Raw genomic sequence first — 22046 nt, 5'->3', positions numbered from 1 at the left:
GAAACACCTACCTGCAAAATCTCTTTGATGCAGAAACAAAATGGGTGTTCCATCTGACCTAAAAAAAATTAAATAAGAACAGATGAAAATTAAAATATTCCTTGGCATTGCATTTTGGTCACTTTTATTATTAGCAGGATGTAATCGCGATGATATTTCGTTTGAATCGCCAACGCAACTGTTGAGATTCTCCACCGACACCGTTTTTTGCGACACGGTTTATAACCAGATGCGTTCGGAAACTTACGCCGTAAAAGTTTTTAATAATGAAGACAAGGATGTTTTCATTCCAAGAATTGCGCTGGAAGGCGGAAGCGGTTCGCTTTACAGAATCAATGTTGACGGAAAAGTCGGGACAAGTTTCGAAAATGTGGCGCTGAGAAGAAAAGACAGCATTTATGTTTTCGTAGAAATTGCGCCGATTGCCAATGCGCCAGAAGCGATTGCCGAAGACAAAGTGGTTTTCAATACACCTGCTGGCGAGCAAAAAGTAACGCTATTTTCAGTCGTTCAGGATGCGGAATATTTTATCAAATCTGATTCAAATCCAAATATCATTTCTGAAAATACAACTTGGACCAAAGATAAAGTGAAAGTGATTTTCGGAGATTTGACCGTTGCTGAAGGAAAAACTTTGACGATGGAAAAAGGCACGAAAGTTTATTTCCGAAAAAACAGCGGAATGAACTTCGCAAAGAATTCAATTCTTGATGTTAAAGGAGCTTTGGGCGATGAAGTCATTTTCCGAGGCGACAGAAGCGACACGAAATACGACACACTTCCTGCGAACTGGAACGGAATCAAAATGGAGGAAGACACCGAACTGAAAATGAATTACGCCAGACTTTTTGGAGGAAATGTCGGACTTCAATTGAAAGAAAATACAGCGACAATTAATAATACCATCATCCATACATTTCAGAATGCTGGAATCTACGGGATTGCTGCAAACATTACTGCAAACAATTTGGTGATGAATAACTGTGGTGAAGCCGATTTTGCCATAGCTGGTGGTGGAACTTATACGCTTAACTACTCTACGCTTGCCAACTATTGGAATCTCAATCCATCGATGAATGCTGCGGGAATCTACGCAAGTAATTTTTATCAAAATGGAGCTGAAATTTTTAATGGAAATACAACTCTTACAGTTAATAATTCCATTATATATGGCGATACTCTTGACATGATTACATATAATGATGTTACAAATGCTGGTGCTTTCAGTGCTACGTTTAACAATTCATTAATAAAACAAAGTGCAAATGCAGCATTCAAACCAATCGGCAGTAATATTATTCTAAACGAAGACCCGAAATTCCAAAATTATTTTACTCAGAAAATGAATTTGAGAGTAAAAGAAGGTTCTAAAGCAAAAGGAAATGGAAAGCCAATTGTTGGAATTCCAAAAGATATTGTTGAAAATCCAAGAAGTACGACAACTCCAACAATAGGTGCTTACGAATAATGGAAATCACGACACTCCAAAATCAGGTTGATGAATGGATAAAAACCATTGGTGTTCGTTATTTTAATGAATTAACAAATATGGCAATGCTGACGGAAGAAGTGGGCGAAGTGGCCAGAATCATCGCCAGAAGATACGGCGAACAATCTGAAAAGGAATCCGACAAATCCAAAGACCTTGGCGAAGAATTGGCGGACGTTCTATTCGTAACGCTTTGTCTCGCCAATCAAACCGGAACAGATTTGCAATCCGCCTTCGACAAAAAAATGAAGGTAAAAACCGACAGAGACAAGGATAGACATCAGAATAATGAAAAATTAAAATAGTAGTCACAAGATTTTAGTTTATGGAAAATTCTACTAACATAACTTTTCAAGATTTTTTAAAATTTGTAGATGAAGTAAATGAAGAGAAGAAAAAAGAAATTAATCTTCCTTTGTACGATGTGTGCATTTCTTATGTAGAACAATCTATTGTCTCATTTCAAAAAAAAGATTGGAATGCTTTTGCTAAAGAAATTGATAAAATTCAAGAAGCATCATCTCAATGTAAATCATTAAATGATATTACTGATATACTTATCTTCGAAAGACTTTATGGCGAATCATCTAAAGAATATTGTGAATTATTTACTCAAGATATTATTCGTGAATTTTGTGGCAAATTTAAAAGTAATAATTTTCAATACATAGAAAACATTATTTTTGATAAAAACATTGACACATACAAAAGAGAGCAAGCATTAGTGATTTATGTTATGATTGGAAAACAGCACGCTGAATACCAACTTAAAATATTAAACCTTATTGAAAGGAATTACAAATTGCTTAATGATAATCAAAAAGTTATTTGTTACGCATTATTTGATGAATTATTAAGTCACAGTCCGCAAGCAAACAGAATTAAAAAACTTTTTAACATTAAAGAATTTTCTCTTAATTACAGTACAGAAAATAAAGAAATCAAAACATCTTCCTCATCAAAAAAATGGTGGAAATTTTGGAAATAACAAACTATGATATTAAAAAAATCTGAATTAATCGATAATCAAAAAATCCAAATTACCGGTTCGAAAAGCATTTCGAACCGTCTTTTGATTTTAGGGAAACTCTTCGGGAACATTGATATGCTCAATCTTTCCAACTCTCAGGACACAACTTTGCTTAAAAAAGCATTGGAATCGGATTCCAAAACTGTGGACATCCATCACGCGGGAACGGCGATGCGTTTTCTCACGTCCTATTATTCGATTTTTGAAGGTAGAAAAACCATTCTGACCGGTTCCGACCGAATGAAAAACCGACCAATTAAACCTTTGGTGGACGCGCTTCAATCGCTTGGCGCAGACATTACTTATCTTGAAAAAGAAGGTTTTCCGCCGTTGCAAATCATCGGAAAGAAATTAGAAAAAAATACAGTTAAGATTTCAGCTAACGTTTCCAGCCAGTTTTTGACTTCATTAATATTAATCGGAGGAAAATTGGAAAACGGATTGACCTTGGAATTGGACGGCGAAATCACATCGCGACCTTACCTCGAAATGACTTTGAAAATCCTGGACGAAATCGGAATCAAATCTCATTTTGCAGAAAATAAAATCGAAATCGTCACGCACAACAATCAATACAGAACAGAACGTTACGAAGTGGAAAGCGATTGGTCTTCAGCTTCTTATTTCTATTCTTTGGCTGCGATTGGACGAAAGAATATCACTTTGAAAAGTTACCACACGCTTTCTCTGCAAGGCGACAGCGTCATCAAAGAACTTTACTGGAAATATTTCGGAATCAACACGGTTTCTGATTATGCAGAAAACTCGATTTCACTTTTACCAGAGCCAGCTTTTGAATATCCGGAATTGATTACGTTGGATATGAACGATTGTCCAGACATTGCGCAAACGCTTTGTGTGACGGCAACAGCTTTGAAAATTCCATTTGAAATCACTGGACTTCACACTTTGAAGGTAAAGGAAACCGACCGATTGGTAGCGCTTCAAAATGAATTGTTGAAAATCGGTGCGAAAACGCACATTACGGTTGAGAAGATTGAATCTTCGGAATTCATCGAGCCTGAAGAAAACATTTCCATTGCGACTTACAACGACCACAGAATGGCGATGGCTTTTGCGCCGTTTGCCTTAATCAAAGAATTGAATATCGAAAATGAAGACGTTGTCGAGAAATCTTATCCTGAGTTTTGGGAGGATTTTGACAAAGTTACTACGAGTTAATTTTACATTAATGAAAAAACATATTCTTCTTTTTTTGTTTCTGATTCCTACTACAATTTGGTCACAATATCTATTGCCAAATGAGGAAATTATCTATTCATTTGAAACTAAGAATGGAAAGAAAATGTCTTTGGTAAAGGATAAATCCAATACGTATATTCAATATCGTTTTGGAACCAAAAGTAAAATTGAGATGGAATTTCCAACCAATAGAACAAAGGAAAGTTGGAAGCAATTTCATTATAATTCTTACTGGCGTGGTGGCGGTGTCGCCAATGCAGGAATGGAAGTAGATAATTTGCAATTCTTCAATGATGGTGTAGAATATATTCTTTTCAGAACCTATCACGCTGAAGGCGAAGAGTATTCGGCTGGAATAATTGTCACTAATAAAACTAAAAAAACAACTCGGATTATTGGAAATTACAAAACCATCAAAGGTTGCATCTGTAATTTGGAAGACACCGGAATGATTCAGAAAGAAGAAAATATCGGATTAAGTTTTTAAAATGTAACTCAATGAAAAAAATACTTTCTTTTTTAGTCATATTTCTTTTCACATTTTCATATTCTCAGGAATTGAAAGATTTCATAATCCCAAAAGGTTACGAGAAAATCTTGGAAACAAAAGGCGACTTGGACAAAGATGGAAAAGACGAAACAGTCATCGTTTTCAATACAGATAAAACACCTGACTCAGAATCTCCTGGACTTGTAAGAAAGTTTTATATTCTAAAAAACGTCAATGGCAAATTGAAAATATGGAAAGAGAATTCTAATTTGATATTTGACAGCAAAGAAGGATTCTATCCCGAAGGCAACGAATTGGAATTGACCATCAAAAATAATTGTTTGGTAATTTTTCAATCTTATTTTTCAAATTCCCGACATACAGTGACTTCAAAAAACACCTATCGATTTCAGAATGGTGATTTTTATCTGATTGGTGCTTTGGTAAAATTTGATGATACTTGCGAATTTAATTATTCTGATGAAATCAATTTTTCAACTGGGAAAGTCATTGTAAGCGAAGAATATTCGGATTGTGATGATGGCTCGGACAGAAAAATTCCAGAAAATTATTATAAAGAATTCACGCACAAACTTCCCAAATTAATCAAAATGAACGAGTACAAAATGGGAAAGAACGAAATCAAAATTCCTAATTCAAAAAAATCTTTTAATTTCTAAATGTCAAAAACCATCATCATCACAGGCACCTCATCCGGAATTGGATTTGCGCTGGCAGAATATTTCGGGAAGAAAGGGTACAAAGTTTACGGACTGAGCAGAAAATCTGTGAGTTCGGATTATTTCGTTTCGATTCCGACAGACATTACCGACAAAGACCAAATCGACAACGCCATTTCTGAAATCCTGAAAACAGAAACCAGAATCGAGGTGCTCATCAACAACGCCGGAATGGGAATGGTTGGCTCGGTTGAAGACTCTACGAAAGAAGATATTACGAAATTATTCAATCTTAATTTGATTGGTTCTGTCCAGATGATGACCGCTGTTTTACCAAAAATGCGTGAACAGAAATCAGGGAAAATTATCAATGTTTCCAGCATCGGTTCCGAAATGGGATTGCCTTTCCGAGGTTTCTATTCCGCTTCAAAATCTGCTTTGGACAAAGTGACGGAAGCGATGCGTTACGAAGTTTACCCTTGGAATATCCACGTTTGCTCGCTTCATTTGGGCGATATCAAAACGAATATTGCAGAAAACCGAGTCAGAACAAAAGTTTCCGAACCTTATAAAAGTGTGTTCGATAAAGTTTACGCTTTGATGAATTCACACGTTGGCGAAGGCACCGAACCTTTGGATGTTGCGGTTTACATTGATGGACTTTTAGGAAAATCAAAGTGGAAAGCGCACTATTATTTCGGGAAATTCGGACAAAAGATTGGCGTTCCGCTCAAATGGATTCTCCCGCAAGGCACGTACGAGAATCTGATGAAGAAATACAATAAAATGGATTGATTTTCTGTTATATAACCACAAAAGTCACAAAAGTATAATGTTTATAAAGTTCGATATATCAAGAAAAAAAAAGATAAAAATCGAAGACACTTTCTTTTGTAATCTTTTGAAAAACATAACATTCCTGTTTCTCTTTTGTGCCTTTTGTGGTTCAATCAACGCGCAGAAAAAAGAGTATTGGCTCATCGACAAAGAAACCAATACCAAAAAAATCGTTTCAGACTCCGCGAAAGCAGTCAAGTTTTTGGATTCCTTAACCGAGAACTCCTACTTTTTCACAGAACTGAAAGACGTCAAAAAAATAGAAAACCGCACCGAAATCTATTACGACAAAGGCCCAAATTTCAACAAAGCCAATGTCAAATTCTCAGATTCATTGGTTTCAGATTTAAAGCTTCACAAAAACGAGCTCTACACCAAAAACCTAGATTCACTCAAGAAGAACATCAATCAAAAATATCGGAACAAAGGTTTTGCCTTCAACCGTGTGAAAACCAAATTCCAGAAAATGGAAAATGGGATTCCGACGGTCAAAATCTCCGTCGTAACATCATCTCAAAGGAAAATCGACGCTATTGTTTACAAAGGCTACACGCGTTTACCGAAACAATTCGTTAAAGCTTTGAACAAAGAATATGTCGGCAAAAATTACGAAGATAAAAATCTGGTTTCGATGAATCAGGCTTTGCAAAATCACCAGTTCGTGACTTTGGAAAAACCTCCTCAGACTTTATTTACAAAGGATTCCACGCAGGTTTTTCTCTTTACACAAAAGAAGAAAACCAACACGTTCGACGGAATGATTGGCTTCGGAAACGACAAAACCGAAAAATTCACCGTCAACGGAACCTTGAATGTCCAGCTCAAAAATATGTTCAACAGCTTCGAAAGCATCGGCGTTTACTGGCAAAGAAATCCCGACAAAGGCCAGACTTTCGATATGCAAACCGACATTCCGTACACGTTTGGAAGCAATGTCGGTCTTAATGTTAACGTCAATATTTTCCGCCAAGACTCCACTTTTGCGAATGTGAAATTTTTGCCCGCAGTTTACTATCACCTTTCGCCACGTCAAAAACTCGGTCTCAAAGGCACTTTCGAGTCATCGGCGATTTTGGATTCGCTCTACACAGGCGGTCGTGATTACAGCAAAAAAGGGATTGGACTGTGGTATCAATATCAGGAAGGAAGCGACATTCCGCTGTTCATCAACAAAAGCAATATCCGTGTGGAAGCCGATTTCCTGAAGACGAACTACGACGACACGCAAGAAAAATTTGACCAAATCCGATATTTCCTTTTCGCCGAACACAACTTCAATCTCTCCGGAAACCACTACCTCAACGTGAAAGCCGAGTCCGCATTGCTCAGCGCCAAGAACGAACTTTCCACAAATGAACTTTTTAGGTTTGGCGGTTGGAACTCGATGCGCGGTTTCAACGAGCAGAGTCTCATCAGCGATTTCTACGCATTTGCCGGCGCCGAATATCGCTATCTCGTCAATGACCAAGCCTTTTTCGACCTCTTCGCGCAGTACGGCCAAATGTCCAACAAAGCCTTGGGAATCTCACCGAAATTGTATAGTTTAGGTCTCGGTTTCAACTTTTTTCTTCCCGTCGGTTTGATGAGTTTCCAGATTTCTAACGGAAACCAATTTGGTAATCCATTCAAATTCAATGAGATAAAAATCCATTGGGGAATTCTTAGTCGGTTTTAGAATTTTTTAGGAGCTTAATCTCACTTTTTTTTTATAATAGTGGGATATAAAATTCAAGCAAACAGGTATCTCTATAATAAAAATATTCAGCAATTAAGTTGTTCAAAACTTTTTTGTACTATTGTATTCAAAGACTCTCTAAAAACTCAGCTTTTAAATGGATTATAAATTCCGAAAAGACCTAATATAATTGCCAAAATTAAACTTAAAATAGATAAGTTTTTATTAAAGATTTCTCTACTCTCCTCCTTTGATTTAAAATCATTATTTACGTAAAATCGCAAATCTTCAGATACAAAAAGAACCCCATCAAGAATCATATACATTAAATCAAAATCCATCATACTAGAAATTTCAATACCCTTATAAATTATATCATCATCAGAATACAAATATTCTGCGTTCGAGGGTTTTAAATGTATTTTGTCAGTTAGAAACAAATTGTTGTTTTCATTTATTTCTATCACTTTTTTTACATTTTCAATGTAAGGATATACATTGGTTGGAGTTTTAACAGCTAAAAATGAGATGTAATTTTCTTTGATTAATAAATTTAAAAGAAGAAAAGTTTCTATTATTTCGTGTAATTCTTTTCTAGAGTATTTTTCATCACTGAATCTATGTGCATCGATATAAAAAATTGCTTTTTTTTCTGGGGGCAATAAAATTAAAGCTCTTTTTTTTAAATTCGTAAAGACTGTCTTATTGAAAAAAGATCCTGAATTTTCCAACCCAGTTTCTGAAAATTTTACCAAATTTTTTAAAATTTCTTTTTCTCTATTATTAAAATTCCTCATTTATTTGATTTATTAAAAAATTAAATCACAAAGTAATAAAATATTCTGTTTTTGAACATCGCTTAAGTAATATTAATTATTTATCAAATAAATTAGGGTGCTTTCAAATTCAATAAAAATAGCTTAATTTTGCACAGAAAGTAAAGATGTCTATTCATAACAAAATTGTAGAGACAGCCATCACTTTCGATGACGTTCTATTAGTCCCTTCTTATTCAGAAGTTTTACCTAACCAGGTTTCCCTCAAATCCAGACTCACAGACAAAATTTCGCTCAATGTTCCCATAGTTTCCGCAGCAATGGATACTGTGACAGAAGCAGATTTGGCCATTGCACTCGCACGAGTTGGCGGTCTTGGATTCATCCATAAAAATATGACGATTGCGGAACAGGCCGCACAAGTCAACAGCGTGAAGCGTTCCGAAAACGGAATGATTGCCGACCCAGTAACACTTTCCAAAGACCACACATTAGCCGAAGCGAAAGCATTAATGGCCGAATACAAAATTTCCGGACTTCCCGTAGTTGATAAAAGCAATACATTGATTGGAATTATTACCAACAGAGATGTGAAATATCAAGAAAACCTTGAAGTGAAAGTGGAAGAGATAATGACAAAAAACAACCTCATCACTTCTGACAAAACCACGAATCTGGAAACTGCGAAAGAAATTTTGCTAAAAAACAGAATCGAGAAACTTCCTATCGTAGACAAAAAAAACAAACTGGTTGGACTGATTACGATTAAGGATATCGACAATCAATTAGAATATCCAAATGCGAACAAAGACCAAAACGGGCGTCTTATCGTTGGAGCCGGCGTTGGTGTTGGCGAAGATACGATTGAAAGAATCACAGCCCTTGTAAAAGCTGGTGTTGACATCGTCGCAATCGATTCAGCTCACGGACATTCGAAAGGTGTTTTGGATAAAATCTCTGAAATCAGAAAAACATTCCCAGACCTAGATATTGTTGGTGGAAACATCGTTACTGCTGAAGCGGCTAAAGATTTAATAAAAGCTGGCGCAAACGTCCTTAAAGTCGGTGTTGGTCCAGGTTCCATCTGTACAACCAGAGTTGTTGCAGGTGTCGGCGTTCCTCAACTTTCTGCAATCTACAACGTTTACGAATTTGCTAAAAAGAAAAACGTTACCGTTATCGCTGATGGCGGAATCAAACTTTCCGGAGACATTGTAAAAGCCATCGCAAGTGGCGCTGGCGCAGTAATGCTAGGTTCTCTCCTTGCAGGAACAGATGAAGCTCCGGGAGAAGAAATCATTTTCCAAGGCAGAAAATTCAAATCTTACCAGGGAATGGGAAGTTTGTCTGCTATGAAACGTGGCGGAAAAGAAAGATATTTCCAAAGCGAGGCAAAGAAATTTGTTCCAGAAGGCATTGAAGGTCGAGTACCTCACAAAGGAAAACTGGAAGATGTGATTTTCCAACTGACTGGTGGTTTACGTGCCGGAATGGGCTATTGTGGCGCCAAAGATATTGAAGCATTGCAGAAAGATTCGAAATTGGTAATGATTACCGGAAGCGGCCTGAAAGAATCGCATCCGCACGATGTCATTATCACACAGGAAGCTCCGAATTATTCTTTTTAGTCTCAAGTATTTTGCTTACAAATCTTAAGTACAATTCATAAAAAAAGGCTACAAATTTTGTAGCCTTTCATTTTTATTTATAAAGATATTAGTCTTTAATAACTTTTTTGCTTTCTGTACTTCCATCAGCATATTTGATGCTAACTACATAAGTACCTTTGGCAAGGTTTTCTACATTAATAGTAGTTTCAGTCGTTGTTTTTACAGCTTTACCAGAAGCATCGTAGATAGAAACCTGAGCGATTTTGCTGTCAGATTTTACATTGATAACATCAGTTGCCGGATTTGGGAAAACAGATACTATTGATTTTTTAGCAACGTCAGAAACAGCTAAGAATGGATCAACATTCGTTGCAGTAGTTGTAATATTATCAAATCCTGCCGTTGTAATTCCTGCAAGCAAAACATCCAATTCTTGTGGTGCCAAACCTGGAGTACCAAAATAACTTACAATCTCGTTATTCCCAACTTTTACTTTAATCTCTCCCGTAGTTGTGTCATAAGCAGCTTTGATATGGTACCAAGTATTAGTAGTCACTGCATCTACTAATATTTCTCCGTCAACCTGATCAGCAACATATAAATAACCATCATCCTGGCTCCAACCTATCTCAAATGGTGATTCAAATCCTGCGTCTACATCATAGATCTGTACTACACCTGCTCCGCCAGCTCCACCAGTTCCAGTGTAATAATCAAATTCTAAGACAAAAATATTATTTGCGCTACTTTTAGAATCCCAATTAGTTGTATGGTAGTGCCAAACACCTTCGTTAGCTGCAGTACTTGCCAATTTAAGCGACTTCCCATGTGCCGCATCAATAGTTGCTACTTGAGTCCAGCTAGCTGTACCTCCACCGTCTCTAGCCCATCCGCCTTGAGTTCCAAGATTACCGACATTGTACGTTTCAAATGTATCAGTCCATAGACTTTGTGAATAAGCAGAAAAAGCCATTACAGCTGTTAAAGAAAAAGATAAAATTCCTTTCATAATAATAAATTTTAAAATTAGGTTGACGAAGTTATTAATTTTTTTTTAAAAACAAACGTTCATTTAATTTTTTAACATTTACAATGTATTACACTGCAAATTAAAATATTGATTATCAATAACTTAAAATTAAATTTGATAAATAATTAGTTATTTAATATTTTAATGTCATTAATAATAAAAACAAAGATAAAAGGCGCAATTATTGTTAGAGATTTTCTAAATTTGCAACTTAGTTTTTTGCCGTGAAGAGATCCAGAATATTTTCCTTACTATTTTTATCATTTCTTATATTTGGTATGCTTTCTTTCACTTCCAATAAGAAAGTGATAGCCGTTGTTTTTAATAAGGAAATGACAAAGAGAGATCTACTGAGTTTACAGAAAAATCTTAAAGAAAAAAACATTATTCTTGTCTTCAATATGATGAAGTTTACAAGAAATAAATTAACTTACATCGACTTCAGTATCGATTTTGGGGATGGATTTTCCGGAACATCTAAATCTGAAATTACAAAATCAAAAGAGATTGGGTTTGTACGAGATTACAACGAAGATGCCGCCGAACCTTTTGTGGTGGGCGAATTAAAATAAATAAAGCTTCCGATTTGGAAGCTTTTCTTCTTTAAATTAGATAAAATTTTTATCTTTTTATGAATTTGAACTCATGTGTCGTTGAGTTCTTTGTTCTCAATTTTAATATATAATTGCCTGCCGTTAGAGAAGAGATATTTGTTCTTAATTTAAATTCTTCAGATTTAATCAACTGTCCGGCCACATTGTAAATTTCAATACTTTCAGGATTTTCTACACCCGAAATACTGATGAAATCAGAAACGGGATTTGGAAAAATCTGAATTTTTGATTTGACAAGATCAGAAGATGCCAGAAAACTGGAATGTACATCGCCAGTCATTGTGGAATTTGCGGCAGTTAAGTTTCCACCACACGTACCATTAGTATCTGCAGTATTTTCAACCCACGTTCCAAAATTATTAGCTGGAGGATTTGAAACATTATTATTTCCGGTAGAATTATAATAAATCAAATAGGGATTCGCAAAAGTTCCGTTGCCTTCATCTGCAAGAAGTTCCCATCTGGTCAAAGCATTGTTCCATTGGATTTTTAATTCGCAAGTTCCCAAGCCGCCGCAATTCTGATCGCCTGTAACAGGTGTTGTGATGTAGATGTTCTTATTATTACCGTCAACTCCCGTTTTATTAAAAGTATAAACCTGATCATCAAACAGATAGTAACAACTTTTAAATGTAATTGTCTGGGCAAAAGCTGAGCTTCCAACTGCCAGAATCATTAGATAGAGTATTTTCATATCTATCAATTTTGTGATGGGAAAACACCTTGCAAAGAAATAATACATTTCAATGTGATAAAGGGAGGTCTGTTCTCGTGCGGCTGGCTTCCTCCGGCAGTATTTATCATCGTAGATTTCATAGTCGTATTTGCTGCTGCGTCAGAATACTCTTTGTCCAGGATTTTTGTATCGGCTGGAAGCATATTGGTGGGTGTATTTTGGTTGCCGTCCGTACTTACTGCATTTACAGTGTGAGAATGTGCTGGCATTTGCGTCACCTGCAGCGTAACAGATTCTGCGCCACCTACTTGTCCCATTGTGTAATTTGTGCCACCTGCCGGGCTTTGACCTTCGTGTACCAGCATTCTTCCCCGCATATCGGGTAGCGCAAAAGTAGTTTGTCCATTTCCACCATATTGGGTACCAAGCAGTGAAAAAAGAGCACTATTTTGTGCTATTGATAGCAATTGTCCATTACAAGGTGCCCAGTTTTTAGGCACAAAATTGTATGGAACGAATGCGATCTGCCCTAAGAAAGGATCGCTTGCCTGCGCTTTTGCGGTTGATGGTAGTGCAATGCTTACAAGCATAATAAAGACTAATGTAAAGTTTTTCATAATATCTGATTTTGTTTTACTAAATGTAATTAATATTATGAAATAAATCAACCAATATAAACAAAGACCCTTTCAAATTAAATGAAAGGTAGTGTTGTAGGCGATTTTCAGCCTTTTCGTTTGTCTAATTGATCCTTGAAATCTTCAATCCGGTAATCTGTATGATAATTGCCTTTTGTAATCTTTTCTTTTGAATATAATCTAAAATCATTTTCAGTTTTTTCCAATAGATAATCATAAGGTCCAACGTGGGAAATTAACTTGATCAAAACCGGCGAAATCTCAAGACAAATAAAGAGTCCCATAATGAAACTCGCTGCCAAAGCCATAATTGCAGAGTTCTTTCCCAGCTCATCCAAAGCCTGCAATCGCGCGGCAAATCCGTTGAATTTATCTTCGAAAGTTTCCGTCGATTTCCGTTCGGTTTCCAGGTTGGTGTAAACTTTCGAAATTTCCGTATCCAGATACTGCAGTCTCGACTGTTGATGTTTTTGATAATTTTCGAGGTCGAGGCGTTTTTGCTCTTTGAGTTCTGCTTTTCGTTTCGCGTTGGTTCCAAAACCTACTTTTCCGCTAGTCAGACCGGATTGTTTTCCCAAAATTTCTTTTTCCAATTCTACAGAAGCCGAATCGTACGCGACCTGATAATTCTTGATTTGATTTTGAATCTGCTTTTTCTCCTGGTCAAACGGTCCTGATTGCTGCAGGATTCTTCCGTTCATTTCTGCCTGAAGTTGTTTTTTATTTCTTTGGATAATGGTGTTCAGTTGTTTGTTAACTTCTTTTTCGAAAATCTTCAACTCCAGAGGTTTTGAAATAATGATTCCCAAAAATGTCGCCAAAATCAATCTTGGAATTGTCATTAATATTTGATTCCACCACGATCCGGTTTTCTTGATGGAAGAAACGATATATCTATCCAAATTAAAGATCATTAATCCCCAAAGAAGTCCAAATGCAACGGCTGTCCAAACATTATCAAAAACTGTAAACATAGCATAACCTGCGGAAAGTGTTGCAAAAACGGCCGTGAACAAAACGATTCCGCCAATACCTGCAAACTTGTTCCATTCGCTTGGGGATTTTTTCAGTAAATGAATATTTCCTCCGGAGCAGATCATTAGGAAATGCTGGAACCAATTCATTTTATAAGTGTTAGATATTTTTTTCATTTTAATAATTATCAAAATATGTATTCTAAAACGTTAATTTGTTACAGATAGTATTAGGTTTTACCTAATATCAAATTTTATACCTAATTTTAATTCAACTCAATTCATTTAGGTCTTATATTTGATGCCTCAATTCAAAATTTAGAAATGAAAAATTTAATTGTACTGAGTCTGGTTTCTTTGGCTGCATTCTCCTGTAAACCAGCTTACACAGCGGACAATCTTCCAAAACCATTGCCGGAAAGACCGAAGGACAACACCGCAATTGGTGCTATGTCAAAAGAAGAATCAAATGAAATGGACTATTTGAGAGAAGAAATCATCACCTTGTCAAAAAGCGAAAAGTGTTCTAATCCAGCCGATTGGAAAACCGTCGGATTAGGCGTTAAAGCTTGTGGCGGACCAGTTGCTTACATCGCATATTCCAAAAGAATCGACGAAAAAGCTTTCCTGGAAAAAGTAGATTCGTACAATCAGAAAATGTCAGGTTATAATAAAAAATACAACTTGGTTTCAGATTGTATGTTGGTAATGCAGCCGGAGAATATCACTTGTGAAAACGATCAGCCGGTTCTAAAATAAGTTATAATTCTTTCGGGACTATTCTTCCTTTTTCCTCTTCAGAATCTCTGTAAAGTTTGGCTTTGCTCCATTTTGCGTGTTTTGAAGGGATGATTTTGTGGCCTTTTCTTACAGCATAGACTTTGGTAAATTCTGCTCCGAAAAATATGAGCTGACAGGAATAATTGATCCACATCATCAATAAGATCACAGTTCCCGCCGCTCCAAAGACTGAAGTCGGTTTTGACATATCAAAATAAAAACTCATCAGCATTTTCCCGACATTGAAGAGTAAAGCCGTGACTATTGCGCCTATCCAGACAGATTTCCATTTGATTTCAACATCCGGCAAAACTTTGAACATTATTGCAAAAAGAACCGTAATCACCGCAAATCCAAGAATAAAATTACTTCCTTGAATCAAAACGTAAGCTTCCAGTCCGAAATATTTGGTGATTAATCCATTGGCTAAACCAATTACAGATGACAAAACCATACTGATCAACAGTAAAAATGTGATGATCAGAATCATTCCCAATGAATTGGCACGATCCAGAATGAACTTCTGCCAAGCTTTTTTTGGTGCAGCCTCTACATCCCAAAGATTGTTGAGCGATGTCTGCATTTGGAAAAACAAACTGGTTGCACCAAACACCAAAGTCGCGACACCAAGTGCTTTCATCCAGAAATTTTCCTTGTCTATCATTGCGCTTGCAATAATATCCTGAATGCTTTTTGCGCCATCATATCCAATCACACCTTGAATTTGACGTCTGATTTCACCATTGACTGCTTCCTCTCCGAAAAAATGTCCGGCAGACCAGATAATAATAATCATCAACCCCGGCAAAGCAAATATCGCATTGTAAGCCATACTTGCACTATCCTTGGATGCGGAGGATGATGTCCATTCGTTAAATGTTTCTTTCAGAATTTCCCAAAAAGATTTAAGCTTTGTCATAGTTTACATTTCCTTGGAAAATTCAATAGTTGTACCAATCTACTCCTGTTTGTACCAGCTGGAGTATTTAACATAATTATTTGCAATCCTATCGATCTCGCCTTCAATCAGACTTTGCGAAATATCTTTCACTTTTTTCGCCGGAACGCCAGCCCAAATCTCGCCTTCTTTGATGATGGTATTTGCCGTTACAACCGCGCCCGCCGCAACGATCGAATTACTTTCTACCACGCAATCATCCATCACGATCGCACCCATTCCGATGAGGACATTGTCTTTGATCGTGCAACCGTGAACAATCGCATTGTGACCAATCGAAACATTATTGCCTATCGTGGTCGGACTTTTTTTATAGGTGCAATGGATCATCGCGTTATCCTGAACATTCACTTTATTGCCCATTTTGATGTAATGCACATCGCCTCTCAAAACCGCATTGTACCAAATGCTGCAGTCATCTCCCATCGTCACATCGCCAATGATCACAGCTGTTTCTGCCACAAATGCATTGTATCCAAACTGAGGTTTTTTCCCTAAAAGTTCTCTTATAATTGCCATATTTTTATATAATTTATAAATGATAAGTGATTCGTTCTAACGTGAACTTCACTAATTTCCGATTTTCTCTCAAGTGACTTACGTGTTTAAAAAGTCAGTTGCTTATTCATTAATTTTTTTGGCGCCTTTATCCGTCCTCCACTCCCAATCTTTTTTGCAGTCAGGTTTCCATTAAGTAGAAATTAAGTCAAAGCAAAAAAGGATTTCCGTTCAGGCCGGGGCGCAGATTGGTCGTCATTTCACGTTTTGTCATCCGAAACAGCCAAAATCAAACCAATAGAAAAAATCGAATATCCGCAAACCTACTCATAATCAAAACTTAACACAACATTGGGATTCATCGGCTTTTTTGTTCCACCAAATTACGATATTTTTGTAGTTCAATATACTTAAAATGAGACAAATCATTATAGAACCAACAGAGAATCCAAAAGTGATGAAGTTCGTGACGGACTACAATCTGATTCCTGGTTCAGTAGAATTAGACAGAGAATCTGATATTTCAGAAATTCCTTTGGCACAGGAACTTTTCAATTATCCTTTCGTCAACAGAATTTTTATCACCGCCAATTTCATTGCGGTAGCAAAAGAAGATACAGTTGAATGGGACCACGTTTCCGAAAGTCTGAAAAATATCATCGAGGACGAATTGTTGGCGAACCCAAGAATCTATCTTCAGAAGAAAAAAGAAATGTACCAGATCTATTCTGAGATGACCCCAAATCCTGCGGTAATGAAATTCATCTCCAGCAAAATGTTGATGGATGGTTTCATCGAGGTAAAATCCAGAGAAGAAGCGGACGAAGTTCCTTTGGCAAAAGAATTGTACGAAGCTTTTGATTTTGTAAAAGAAATCTATGTGAGTGATAATTTCGTTGCTGTGACCAGAGACGGTCAGTTTGAGTGGCACGAGATTATGAATCAAGTTCGTTCTTTCATCGCCGAATTTTTGCAGGCAGGAAAAGCCATTTCCAACGCAGAACCTCACAAGCACGAAAATCCAATGTTGAAGATCATCAACAGAGAATACACAAATGACGAGCAAAAGATAAGCGACATTTTGAATGAATATGTGGCGCCAGCCGTAGAAAACGACGGTGGAAAAATCTCGTTGATCGAATATGATCAGGAAAACAAAACGGCAAGAATGTTGCTTCAAGGCGCTTGCAGTGGCTGTCCATCTTCCACAGCAACTTTGAAAAACGGAATCCAGAACATTCTGAAACAATTCGTTCCGGAACTGGTGGAGAACGTGGAAGCTGTGAATGGATAATATTTAGTTGATAGTTCCTGGTTGTCAGTCGACTGACTTCCAGAAACGCCTATAAAATAATTTCAAAATTGGAAACCAACAACCAACAACCAACAACTAACAACCGCAAGGGAATTCTTTTAGTCAACCTTGGATCTCCGAGATCGACAGACGTAAACGATGTAAAAGAATATCTGGACGAGTTCCTGATGGACGAAAAGGTCATCGATTACCGTTGGATCTTCCGCGCCCTTTTGGTTCAAGGCATCATCCTGAAAACCAGACCGAAGAAATCCGCTGAAGCGTATAAAACCGTTTGGACCGACGAAGGTTCGCCTTTGATCGTGATTTCCAAACATCTTCAGAAAAGACTTCAGGAGATTGTGGATGTTCCGGTTGGTCTGGGAATGCGTTACGCTGAACCATCGATACAGACTGGGATCCAGGAATTGGTGGATAAAGGAATTACAGAGATTACATTATTTCCGCTTTATCCGCAATATGCTATGAGCACGACAGAAACGGTGATTGACAAAGCTGAGGAAGTGAGACTGAAATTCTTCCCAGATATCAAGATCAATTACGTGGAGCCATTTTATGACCGAGAGATCTACATCAATGCATTAGCTGAAAGTATCAGGCAAAAACTTCCTGTGGATTTTGATCTGTTGCAGTTTTCGTATCACGGTGTGCCGGAACGTCATATCTACAAAACCGACCCCACGAACACTTGCAATATGAATACTTGTTGCCAAAAGGAAGACAATCCTTCGCACAAATTCTGCTACAGACACCAATGTTACAAAGTGACCGAACTGGTGTGCAAAAAACTGGGATTGCCAAAAGAAAAAGTGATGGTCACCTTCCAATCCAGACTGGGCAAAGACAAATGGATGGAACCTTACACAGACGCCACTTTGGAAGGTCTTGGCAAAAAAGGCATCAAGAAACTGGCCATCGTTTGTCCTGCTTTTGTCTCCGATTGTTTGGAAACTTTGGAAGAGATCTCTGTGGAAGGTAAGGAGATCTTCCTTCACGGTGGTGGTGAAAGATTCGATTACATTCCCTGTCTGAACGAGGAACAAAGCTGGGTGAATGTTGTAAAAACGCTTTCTGAAGAAAAGCTGAATGATTTTTACTTTCATTAATATTCTAGTCAAATGGTTTTCCGATACGCACGACATACGCAGAATCTTGAGAAGCTGATCTATTTCTACACTTCCATTTTGGAGTTTGAAGTGATCGGGAAGTTTGAGGACCACAACGGTTATGATGGCGTTTTCCTAGGTAAAGCTGGTGAGAATTGGCATCTGGAGTTCACGCAGGACGGGAATTTGCCGGAGTCTAAGTTTGATGATGATGACATCTTGGTTTTCTATCCGGAAACCCTGGAAGAGTTCCAAAAGATCCTGGCCAATCTTGAACACTTTAAAGTTCCCACTTTGATACCCAAGAATCCTTATTGGAAAGAGAACGGCATTTGCTTCGAGGATTGCGACCATTACAAGATCATCATTTCTGACCTTAGAATTACTAAATAAATTACAAGACTTCAATTTTCACTGGAGTCCTTTTTGTCATTTTGGCAGGTCGTTTTTACGGGTTGTTTCCGTTACATTGTCGTTAGGTTTCCGTTACCTAAGTGCATCTTTCTTGGTAGGAGAAATTGGATCATTTTTGACATTTTGAAATCTTATTTTGATGTGCTAGCGCTATACGGTCGATATACGCTTTCTATACGTAAAATGTGTCTTTATCTTTAAAGAGATTTTCCTTAAACTCTTCGATTCTGCCAGAGATGAATTTTCGGAACCGAGATTCTTTCAGAATGGCAAACATTACGAATATTTTTTGGAAGGCAAGTGTCGATTAATAACGAAACCCATAGCCCTGATTGACGCGGAAATCCCACAGCAAGCGATGGGAAAGCAAGGTGCGAGGAATTGCAACGGAAAGCAGGTTCCCGGCTCCTTATTTTTGTTTGAGCCTTGGAGCGAGTTTCGGAACATAGAAAAACCGCCTCAGATCACTGAGACGGTTTCATTTTTATAGAAACAGTATTATTTCTTGTTGAAATCTCCTGCGTAGATCGAAGTTACTTTATCCAGAGAAATATATTTCTTCAGAACAGAATTCACTTCTTCTAATTTCAGGTTTTGGATCTTGGCATTCAGCTCATCATATCTTTCCAATGGAACACCGAAAAGGAGTTTGCTATTTTCCAGGTTGATCAATGTATTCTCCATTCCAAGGCTTGTGGTGCGGATGTTGGCGTAACTTTTCTTGTTGGAGTCCAATTCCGCCTGTGTGAATCCTGTTTTCAAAGCTTTGCTCACCTCATCTTTCACAGCAGATTCTACAGCATCACGTTTTGTTGGATTTAGGTATGCGTAGTAGTTCCAAGAGGAAACGTCGTTTGTAATTGGAACATTAAGGTAAGAACCAACACCGTAAGAAATACCGTCTTTTTCACGCAGTCTCATTGGTAATCTTGCAGAAAGGAAACCACCGCTTCCCAAGATCTCATTAGCCAAGACCAAAGCTGGATATTCTGGGCTGTCCTGTTTCATTGTGAAGCTTGAAGTTCCAAGTGCGACTGCATTTTCCTTGTCTGGTGTGATGATATTCTTATCCACTTTTTTGGTTTCGAACAACGTAGGTTTTACTTCTTCAAACTTAGATTTTGCGGTGAACTTCCCGAAGGTTTTCTCCAATTCTGAACCGACAGCTTTTGCATCCAAACTTCCGATAATCGTTCCTGCACCATTCGAAGCGCCTAGAACATTACTATAGAAATCTACAACTTGGGCGCGGGTTACTTTTTTGTTGTCCGCGATCTCTTCTTCCAGCGTTGAAGTGTAGAAAATACTGGTTTTTGGGTAAGGCGAAGAAAGTCTTGAAAGCTCGTTGTAAGCGATTGCTTCTGGATCTTTTAACTGTCCGTCGAGGTAAGTATTGTTTTCAGCGATGGTTTTTGTCAATTCATTTTCCGGGAAAGTAGAATTAGCTAAAATGTCCTGCATAATGGCCATTACTTTCGGGAAATCATTTTTGTAGGTAGAGAACTGCACCATCAGGTTTTGCCCGGAAGTATAGAAATTGAGCGAAGACTTCATCTGATCCAATTGATCTTGGATCTGCTCCTTCGTTCTGGTCTTGGTTCCGGATTTTAATAGCGAGGCGGTCATACTTGCCACAGCAGATTTTCCTTGAAGGTCTTTCTCATTACCAATTCTGAAACGGAAAGAACCTTGGATCTTGTCGCCTTTCAGTTCTTTGTTGATCAAACCGTATTTCATCCCGTTGGAAAGTGTGCCTTCCGTCAGATTTTTTTTGATGTTGGCGATGCTGGTCTCAAAAGGTGCTGGTTCTTTCTCCAAAGCTTTACCTTTGTAATCCTTCGTCAAAGTAGCGATTTGCTCAGACCTGAATTCCGTTGGCAAAACACGTTCTTCATTGGCAGAAGGACGGAAAACACCCAATGTTCTGTTGTTGTTTTTGAAATATTTTGCAGCAACCCTTTTGATATCCTCGAGTTTTAGATTCTCCACATTATCCCTGTAAACGAAAGCCAGTTTGTAACTTCCGGTTCCCACAATCTCTGTGAATCCAATGGCGTAATTGATCGTATTATTTTTTTCTGTTGCAATATCTTTCAAGAGCTTTGATTTGGCTCTGTTCAGATCTTCTTCTGTGTAATTGATGGTTGAAATCTTATCCAACTGCGCTTTGACCAATTTTGCAGCCTCATCCAGATTTTTCTCTTTCGAAATATCAAAATTGTAATAAATAATACCCGGATCTCTCGCCGGAATGTAATAGGCCCAAACCGACGAAGCATTGCCAGAATCTACAAGTCCTTTATACAGATAACCTGATGGATCTGCGGTAAGGATCTCATTCAGTGCGCTAAGTGCAGCATAATCCTTGTCTGCAAAAGCTGCCGCGTGATAACCTGCTGCGATGATCTGCTGGTCATTATTTCTTTTGATCTCAAAATATTTCTCACCATTCTGAGCTGGTTCAACTGTATAAGTTCCACCTAACTCCCTCGCTGGTTTTGGAATTGCAGAGAAATAATCACCTACATATTTCAAGGCATTGTTCTCATCAAATTTACCTGCAATGACCAACGTTGCATTATCTGGCTGGTAATATTTTTCATAGAATTTGCGAAGCGTTGGTGCTTTCACTCTTTCGATGTCTTCTTTACTTCCGATGGTGGAATTTCCGTAGTTGTGCCAAGTGTATGCATTAGAAAAAACATTCTGGATCATCACCCTCGTCGGGTTGTTTTCCCCGATTTCAAACTCGTTTCTTACCACAGAAAATTCTTTGTCCAGATCGGTTTGAAGGATTGTCGCATTGATCATTCTGTCGGCTTCCATCTGGAGCGACCATTTCAGGTTTTCGTCGTTAGATGGGAAGATCTCGTAATAATTGGTTCTGTCGTAATAGGTTGTTCCGTTGGCTACACCACCTTTGTCAGACAACTGTTTCTTGATATCGCCCAAATTTTTGGTGCTTTTGAAAAGCATATGCTCCAGCAAGTGCGCCATCCCTTTTTCACCGTAGCCTTCATCCTTGGAACCTACATTGTAGATGATGTTAACCACCATATTACTTTGTGATTGGTCGGGAATCAAAAGGACATTCATCCCATTGGATAACTTGTATTCCTTTACACCTTCGATGTTTCCTACAAATTTTGGTGTTTCGGCTTTTTGAGCGAACACAGGCGTCCTAAGGCCTGCGTAGAACACGACCGCCGCAGTCAGTAAAAGATTCTTCATGTTTTATAGTTATTATTTAAGA

At 37.7% G+C, this 22046-nt stretch carries 22 protein-coding genes; 14 read left to right on the top strand and 8 right to left on the bottom strand.

Features of this window, described 5'->3' with window-relative positions:
- The first annotated feature begins 82 nt into the window (after nucleotides 1-82).
- From LUD75_RS17925 to LUD75_RS17890, 8 genes are all read left to right on the top strand, one after another.
- Complete coding sequence (locus LUD75_RS17925; protein ID WP_232707179.1) at nucleotides 83-1468, top strand: hypothetical protein; 1386 nt, start codon at nucleotides 83-85, stop codon at nucleotides 1466-1468.
- Nucleotides 1468-1794 carry a nucleotide pyrophosphohydrolase gene (locus LUD75_RS17920; protein ID WP_034964122.1) on the top strand — a complete coding sequence of 109 codons (327 nt, stop codon included), beginning with the start codon at nucleotides 1468-1470 and terminating at the stop codon, nucleotides 1792-1794. The genes LUD75_RS17925 and LUD75_RS17920 overlap by 1 nt, the downstream gene beginning before the upstream one ends.
- A 20-nt stretch (nucleotides 1795-1814) precedes the next feature.
- Complete coding sequence (locus LUD75_RS17915; protein WP_232707178.1) at nucleotides 1815-2477, top strand: hypothetical protein; 663 nt, start codon at nucleotides 1815-1817, stop codon at nucleotides 2475-2477.
- A 6-nt stretch (nucleotides 2478-2483) separates the two neighbouring features.
- Nucleotides 2484-3701 (top strand): 3-phosphoshikimate 1-carboxyvinyltransferase, encoded by a 1218-nt coding sequence (locus LUD75_RS17910; protein ID WP_232707177.1) that lies wholly within the window; start codon nucleotides 2484-2486, stop codon nucleotides 3699-3701.
- Nucleotides 3702-3711: 10 nt separating this feature from the next.
- Nucleotides 3712-4209: a hypothetical protein gene (locus LUD75_RS17905; protein ID WP_232707176.1), complete on the top strand. Its 498-nt coding sequence runs from the start codon at nucleotides 3712-3714 to the stop codon at nucleotides 4207-4209.
- Nucleotides 4210-4220: 11 nt separating this feature from the next.
- Nucleotides 4221-4892, top strand: coding sequence for a hypothetical protein (locus LUD75_RS17900; protein WP_232707175.1), 672 nt, complete (start codon nucleotides 4221-4223; stop codon nucleotides 4890-4892).
- Nucleotides 4893-5687, top strand: a complete 795-nt coding sequence (locus LUD75_RS17895) for an SDR family oxidoreductase (RefSeq protein ID WP_232707174.1) — start codon at nucleotides 4893-4895, stop codon at nucleotides 5685-5687.
- Nucleotides 5688-5793: 106 nt separating this feature from the next.
- Nucleotides 5794-7404: a hypothetical protein gene (locus tag LUD75_RS17890; RefSeq protein ID WP_232707173.1), complete on the top strand. Its 1611-nt coding sequence runs from the start codon at nucleotides 5794-5796 to the stop codon at nucleotides 7402-7404.
- 146 nt (nucleotides 7405-7550) lie between these two features.
- Here the strand turns inward: LUD75_RS17890 and LUD75_RS17885 are convergent, their stop codons facing one another.
- The gene (locus tag LUD75_RS17885; protein WP_232707172.1) at nucleotides 7551-8201 is read right to left on the bottom strand and encodes a hypothetical protein; all 651 of its coding nucleotides are present in this window, start codon (nucleotides 8199-8201) and stop codon (nucleotides 7551-7553) included.
- 146 nt (nucleotides 8202-8347) lie between these two features.
- On the opposite strand from LUD75_RS17885, the gene guaB reads away from it, so the two are divergent.
- Nucleotides 8348-9808: an IMP dehydrogenase gene (gene guaB, locus LUD75_RS17880; RefSeq protein ID WP_232707171.1), complete on the top strand. Its 1461-nt coding sequence runs from the start codon at nucleotides 8348-8350 to the stop codon at nucleotides 9806-9808.
- A gap of 88 nt (nucleotides 9809-9896) precedes the next feature.
- Here guaB and LUD75_RS17875 read toward each other — a convergent pair whose 3' ends face one another.
- The gene (locus LUD75_RS17875) at nucleotides 9897-10799 is read right to left on the bottom strand and encodes a T9SS type A sorting domain-containing protein (protein ID WP_232707170.1); all 903 of its coding nucleotides are present in this window, start codon (nucleotides 10797-10799) and stop codon (nucleotides 9897-9899) included.
- A gap of 353 nt (nucleotides 10800-11152) precedes the next feature.
- Here LUD75_RS17875 and LUD75_RS17870 point away from each other — a divergent pair, with 353 nt between their 5' ends.
- Nucleotides 11153-11392, top strand: coding sequence for a hypothetical protein (locus LUD75_RS17870; RefSeq protein ID WP_232707169.1), 240 nt, complete (start codon nucleotides 11153-11155; stop codon nucleotides 11390-11392).
- Nucleotides 11393-11441: 49 nt separating this feature from the next.
- Here LUD75_RS17870 and LUD75_RS17865 read toward each other — a convergent pair whose 3' ends face one another.
- From LUD75_RS17865 to LUD75_RS17855, 3 genes are all read right to left on the bottom strand, one after another.
- Nucleotides 11442-12128 (bottom strand): T9SS type A sorting domain-containing protein, encoded by a 687-nt coding sequence (locus tag LUD75_RS17865; RefSeq protein WP_232707168.1) that lies wholly within the window; start codon nucleotides 12126-12128, stop codon nucleotides 11442-11444.
- 5 nt (nucleotides 12129-12133) lie between these two features.
- Nucleotides 12134-12727, bottom strand: coding sequence for a tail fiber protein (locus tag LUD75_RS17860; RefSeq protein WP_232707167.1), 594 nt, complete (start codon nucleotides 12725-12727; stop codon nucleotides 12134-12136).
- 107 nt (nucleotides 12728-12834) lie between these two features.
- Complete coding sequence (locus tag LUD75_RS17855) at nucleotides 12835-13899, bottom strand: DUF4407 domain-containing protein (protein ID WP_232707166.1); 1065 nt, start codon at nucleotides 13897-13899, stop codon at nucleotides 12835-12837.
- 147 nt (nucleotides 13900-14046) lie between these two features.
- Between LUD75_RS17855 and LUD75_RS17850 the strand changes: the two genes are divergently transcribed.
- Complete coding sequence (locus tag LUD75_RS17850) at nucleotides 14047-14481, top strand: hypothetical protein (RefSeq protein ID WP_232707165.1); 435 nt, start codon at nucleotides 14047-14049, stop codon at nucleotides 14479-14481.
- A 1-nt stretch (nucleotide 14482) separates the two neighbouring features.
- On the opposite strand, the gene LUD75_RS17845 is transcribed toward LUD75_RS17850, so the two are convergent.
- Complete coding sequence (locus tag LUD75_RS17845) at nucleotides 14483-15421, bottom strand: YihY/virulence factor BrkB family protein (RefSeq protein WP_232707164.1); 939 nt, start codon at nucleotides 15419-15421, stop codon at nucleotides 14483-14485.
- A gap of 39 nt (nucleotides 15422-15460) precedes the next feature.
- Nucleotides 15461-15979, bottom strand: a complete 519-nt coding sequence (locus LUD75_RS17840; protein ID WP_232707163.1) for a gamma carbonic anhydrase family protein — start codon at nucleotides 15977-15979, stop codon at nucleotides 15461-15463.
- Nucleotides 15980-16373: 394 nt separating this feature from the next.
- Here LUD75_RS17840 and LUD75_RS17835 point away from each other — a divergent pair, with 394 nt between their 5' ends.
- From LUD75_RS17835 to LUD75_RS17825, 3 genes are all read left to right on the top strand, one after another.
- Nucleotides 16374-17252, top strand: coding sequence for a NifU family protein (locus tag LUD75_RS17835; RefSeq protein ID WP_232707162.1), 879 nt, complete (start codon nucleotides 16374-16376; stop codon nucleotides 17250-17252).
- Nucleotides 17253-17320: 68 nt separating this feature from the next.
- Entirely contained in the window at nucleotides 17321-18379 is a 1059-nt protein-coding gene (hemH, locus tag LUD75_RS17830) for a ferrochelatase (RefSeq protein WP_232707161.1), read from the top strand.
- 12 nt (nucleotides 18380-18391) lie between these two features.
- Nucleotides 18392-18772 (top strand): VOC family protein, encoded by a 381-nt coding sequence (locus LUD75_RS17825; RefSeq protein ID WP_232707160.1) that lies wholly within the window; start codon nucleotides 18392-18394, stop codon nucleotides 18770-18772.
- A 519-nt stretch (nucleotides 18773-19291) separates the two neighbouring features.
- Here the strand turns inward: LUD75_RS17825 and LUD75_RS17820 are convergent.
- On the bottom strand, nucleotides 19292-22024 hold the full coding sequence (locus tag LUD75_RS17820; RefSeq protein WP_232707159.1) for a pitrilysin family protein: 2733 nt from the start codon (nucleotides 22022-22024) through the stop codon (nucleotides 19292-19294).
- Between the last annotated feature and the right edge of the window lie 22 nt (nucleotides 22025-22046).

Origin of the sequence: Epilithonimonas sp. JDS, assembly GCF_021261315.1 — a bacterium.
Taxonomy (GTDB): domain Bacteria; phylum Bacteroidota; class Bacteroidia; order Flavobacteriales; family Weeksellaceae; genus Epilithonimonas.
This window is presented reverse-complemented; position numbering and strand designations above follow the sequence as displayed.

Excerpts from the sequence above, each read along its gene's own strand:
- LUD75_RS17855 (WP_232707166.1), bottom strand. The coding sequence starts at position 13,899 with ATGAAAAAAATATCTAACACTTATAAAATGAATTGGTTCCAGCATTTC.
- LUD75_RS17825 (WP_232707160.1), top strand. The coding sequence starts at position 18,392 with ATGGTTTTCCGATACGCACGACATACGCAGAATCTTGAGAAGCTGATC.
- LUD75_RS17915 (WP_232707178.1), top strand. The coding sequence starts at position 1,815 with ATGGAAAATTCTACTAACATAACTTTTCAAGATTTTTTAAAATTTGTA.
- LUD75_RS17835 (WP_232707162.1), top strand. The coding sequence starts at position 16,374 with ATGAGACAAATCATTATAGAACCAACAGAGAATCCAAAAGTGATGAAG.
- LUD75_RS17865 (WP_232707168.1), bottom strand. The coding sequence starts at position 12,128 with ATGAAAATACTCTATCTAATGATTCTGGCAGTTGGAAGCTCAGCTTTT.
- LUD75_RS17820 (WP_232707159.1), bottom strand. The coding sequence starts at position 22,024 with ATGAAGAATCTTTTACTGACTGCGGCGGTCGTGTTCTACGCAGGCCTT.
- LUD75_RS17845 (WP_232707164.1), bottom strand. The coding sequence starts at position 15,421 with ATGACAAAGCTTAAATCTTTTTGGGAAATTCTGAAAGAAACATTTAAC.
- LUD75_RS17925 (WP_232707179.1), top strand. The coding sequence starts at position 83 with ATGAAAATTAAAATATTCCTTGGCATTGCATTTTGGTCACTTTTATTA.
- LUD75_RS17920 (WP_034964122.1), top strand. The coding sequence starts at position 1,468 with ATGGAAATCACGACACTCCAAAATCAGGTTGATGAATGGATAAAAACC.
- LUD75_RS17900 (WP_232707175.1), top strand. The coding sequence starts at position 4,221 with ATGAAAAAAATACTTTCTTTTTTAGTCATATTTCTTTTCACATTTTCA.
- LUD75_RS17860 (WP_232707167.1), bottom strand. The coding sequence starts at position 12,727 with ATGAAAAACTTTACATTAGTCTTTATTATGCTTGTAAGCATTGCACTA.
- guaB (WP_232707171.1), top strand. The coding sequence starts at position 8,348 with ATGTCTATTCATAACAAAATTGTAGAGACAGCCATCACTTTCGATGAC.
- LUD75_RS17895 (WP_232707174.1), top strand. The coding sequence starts at position 4,893 with ATGTCAAAAACCATCATCATCACAGGCACCTCATCCGGAATTGGATTT.
- LUD75_RS17885 (WP_232707172.1), bottom strand. The coding sequence starts at position 8,201 with ATGAGGAATTTTAATAATAGAGAAAAAGAAATTTTAAAAAATTTGGTA.
- LUD75_RS17840 (WP_232707163.1), bottom strand. The coding sequence starts at position 15,979 with ATGGCAATTATAAGAGAACTTTTAGGGAAAAAACCTCAGTTTGGATAC.
- LUD75_RS17875 (WP_232707170.1), bottom strand. The coding sequence starts at position 10,799 with ATGAAAGGAATTTTATCTTTTTCTTTAACAGCTGTAATGGCTTTTTCT.
- LUD75_RS17905 (WP_232707176.1), top strand. The coding sequence starts at position 3,712 with ATGAAAAAACATATTCTTCTTTTTTTGTTTCTGATTCCTACTACAATT.
- LUD75_RS17910 (WP_232707177.1), top strand. The coding sequence starts at position 2,484 with ATGATATTAAAAAAATCTGAATTAATCGATAATCAAAAAATCCAAATT.
- LUD75_RS17850 (WP_232707165.1), top strand. The coding sequence starts at position 14,047 with ATGAAAAATTTAATTGTACTGAGTCTGGTTTCTTTGGCTGCATTCTCC.
- LUD75_RS17870 (WP_232707169.1), top strand. The coding sequence starts at position 11,153 with ATGACAAAGAGAGATCTACTGAGTTTACAGAAAAATCTTAAAGAAAAA.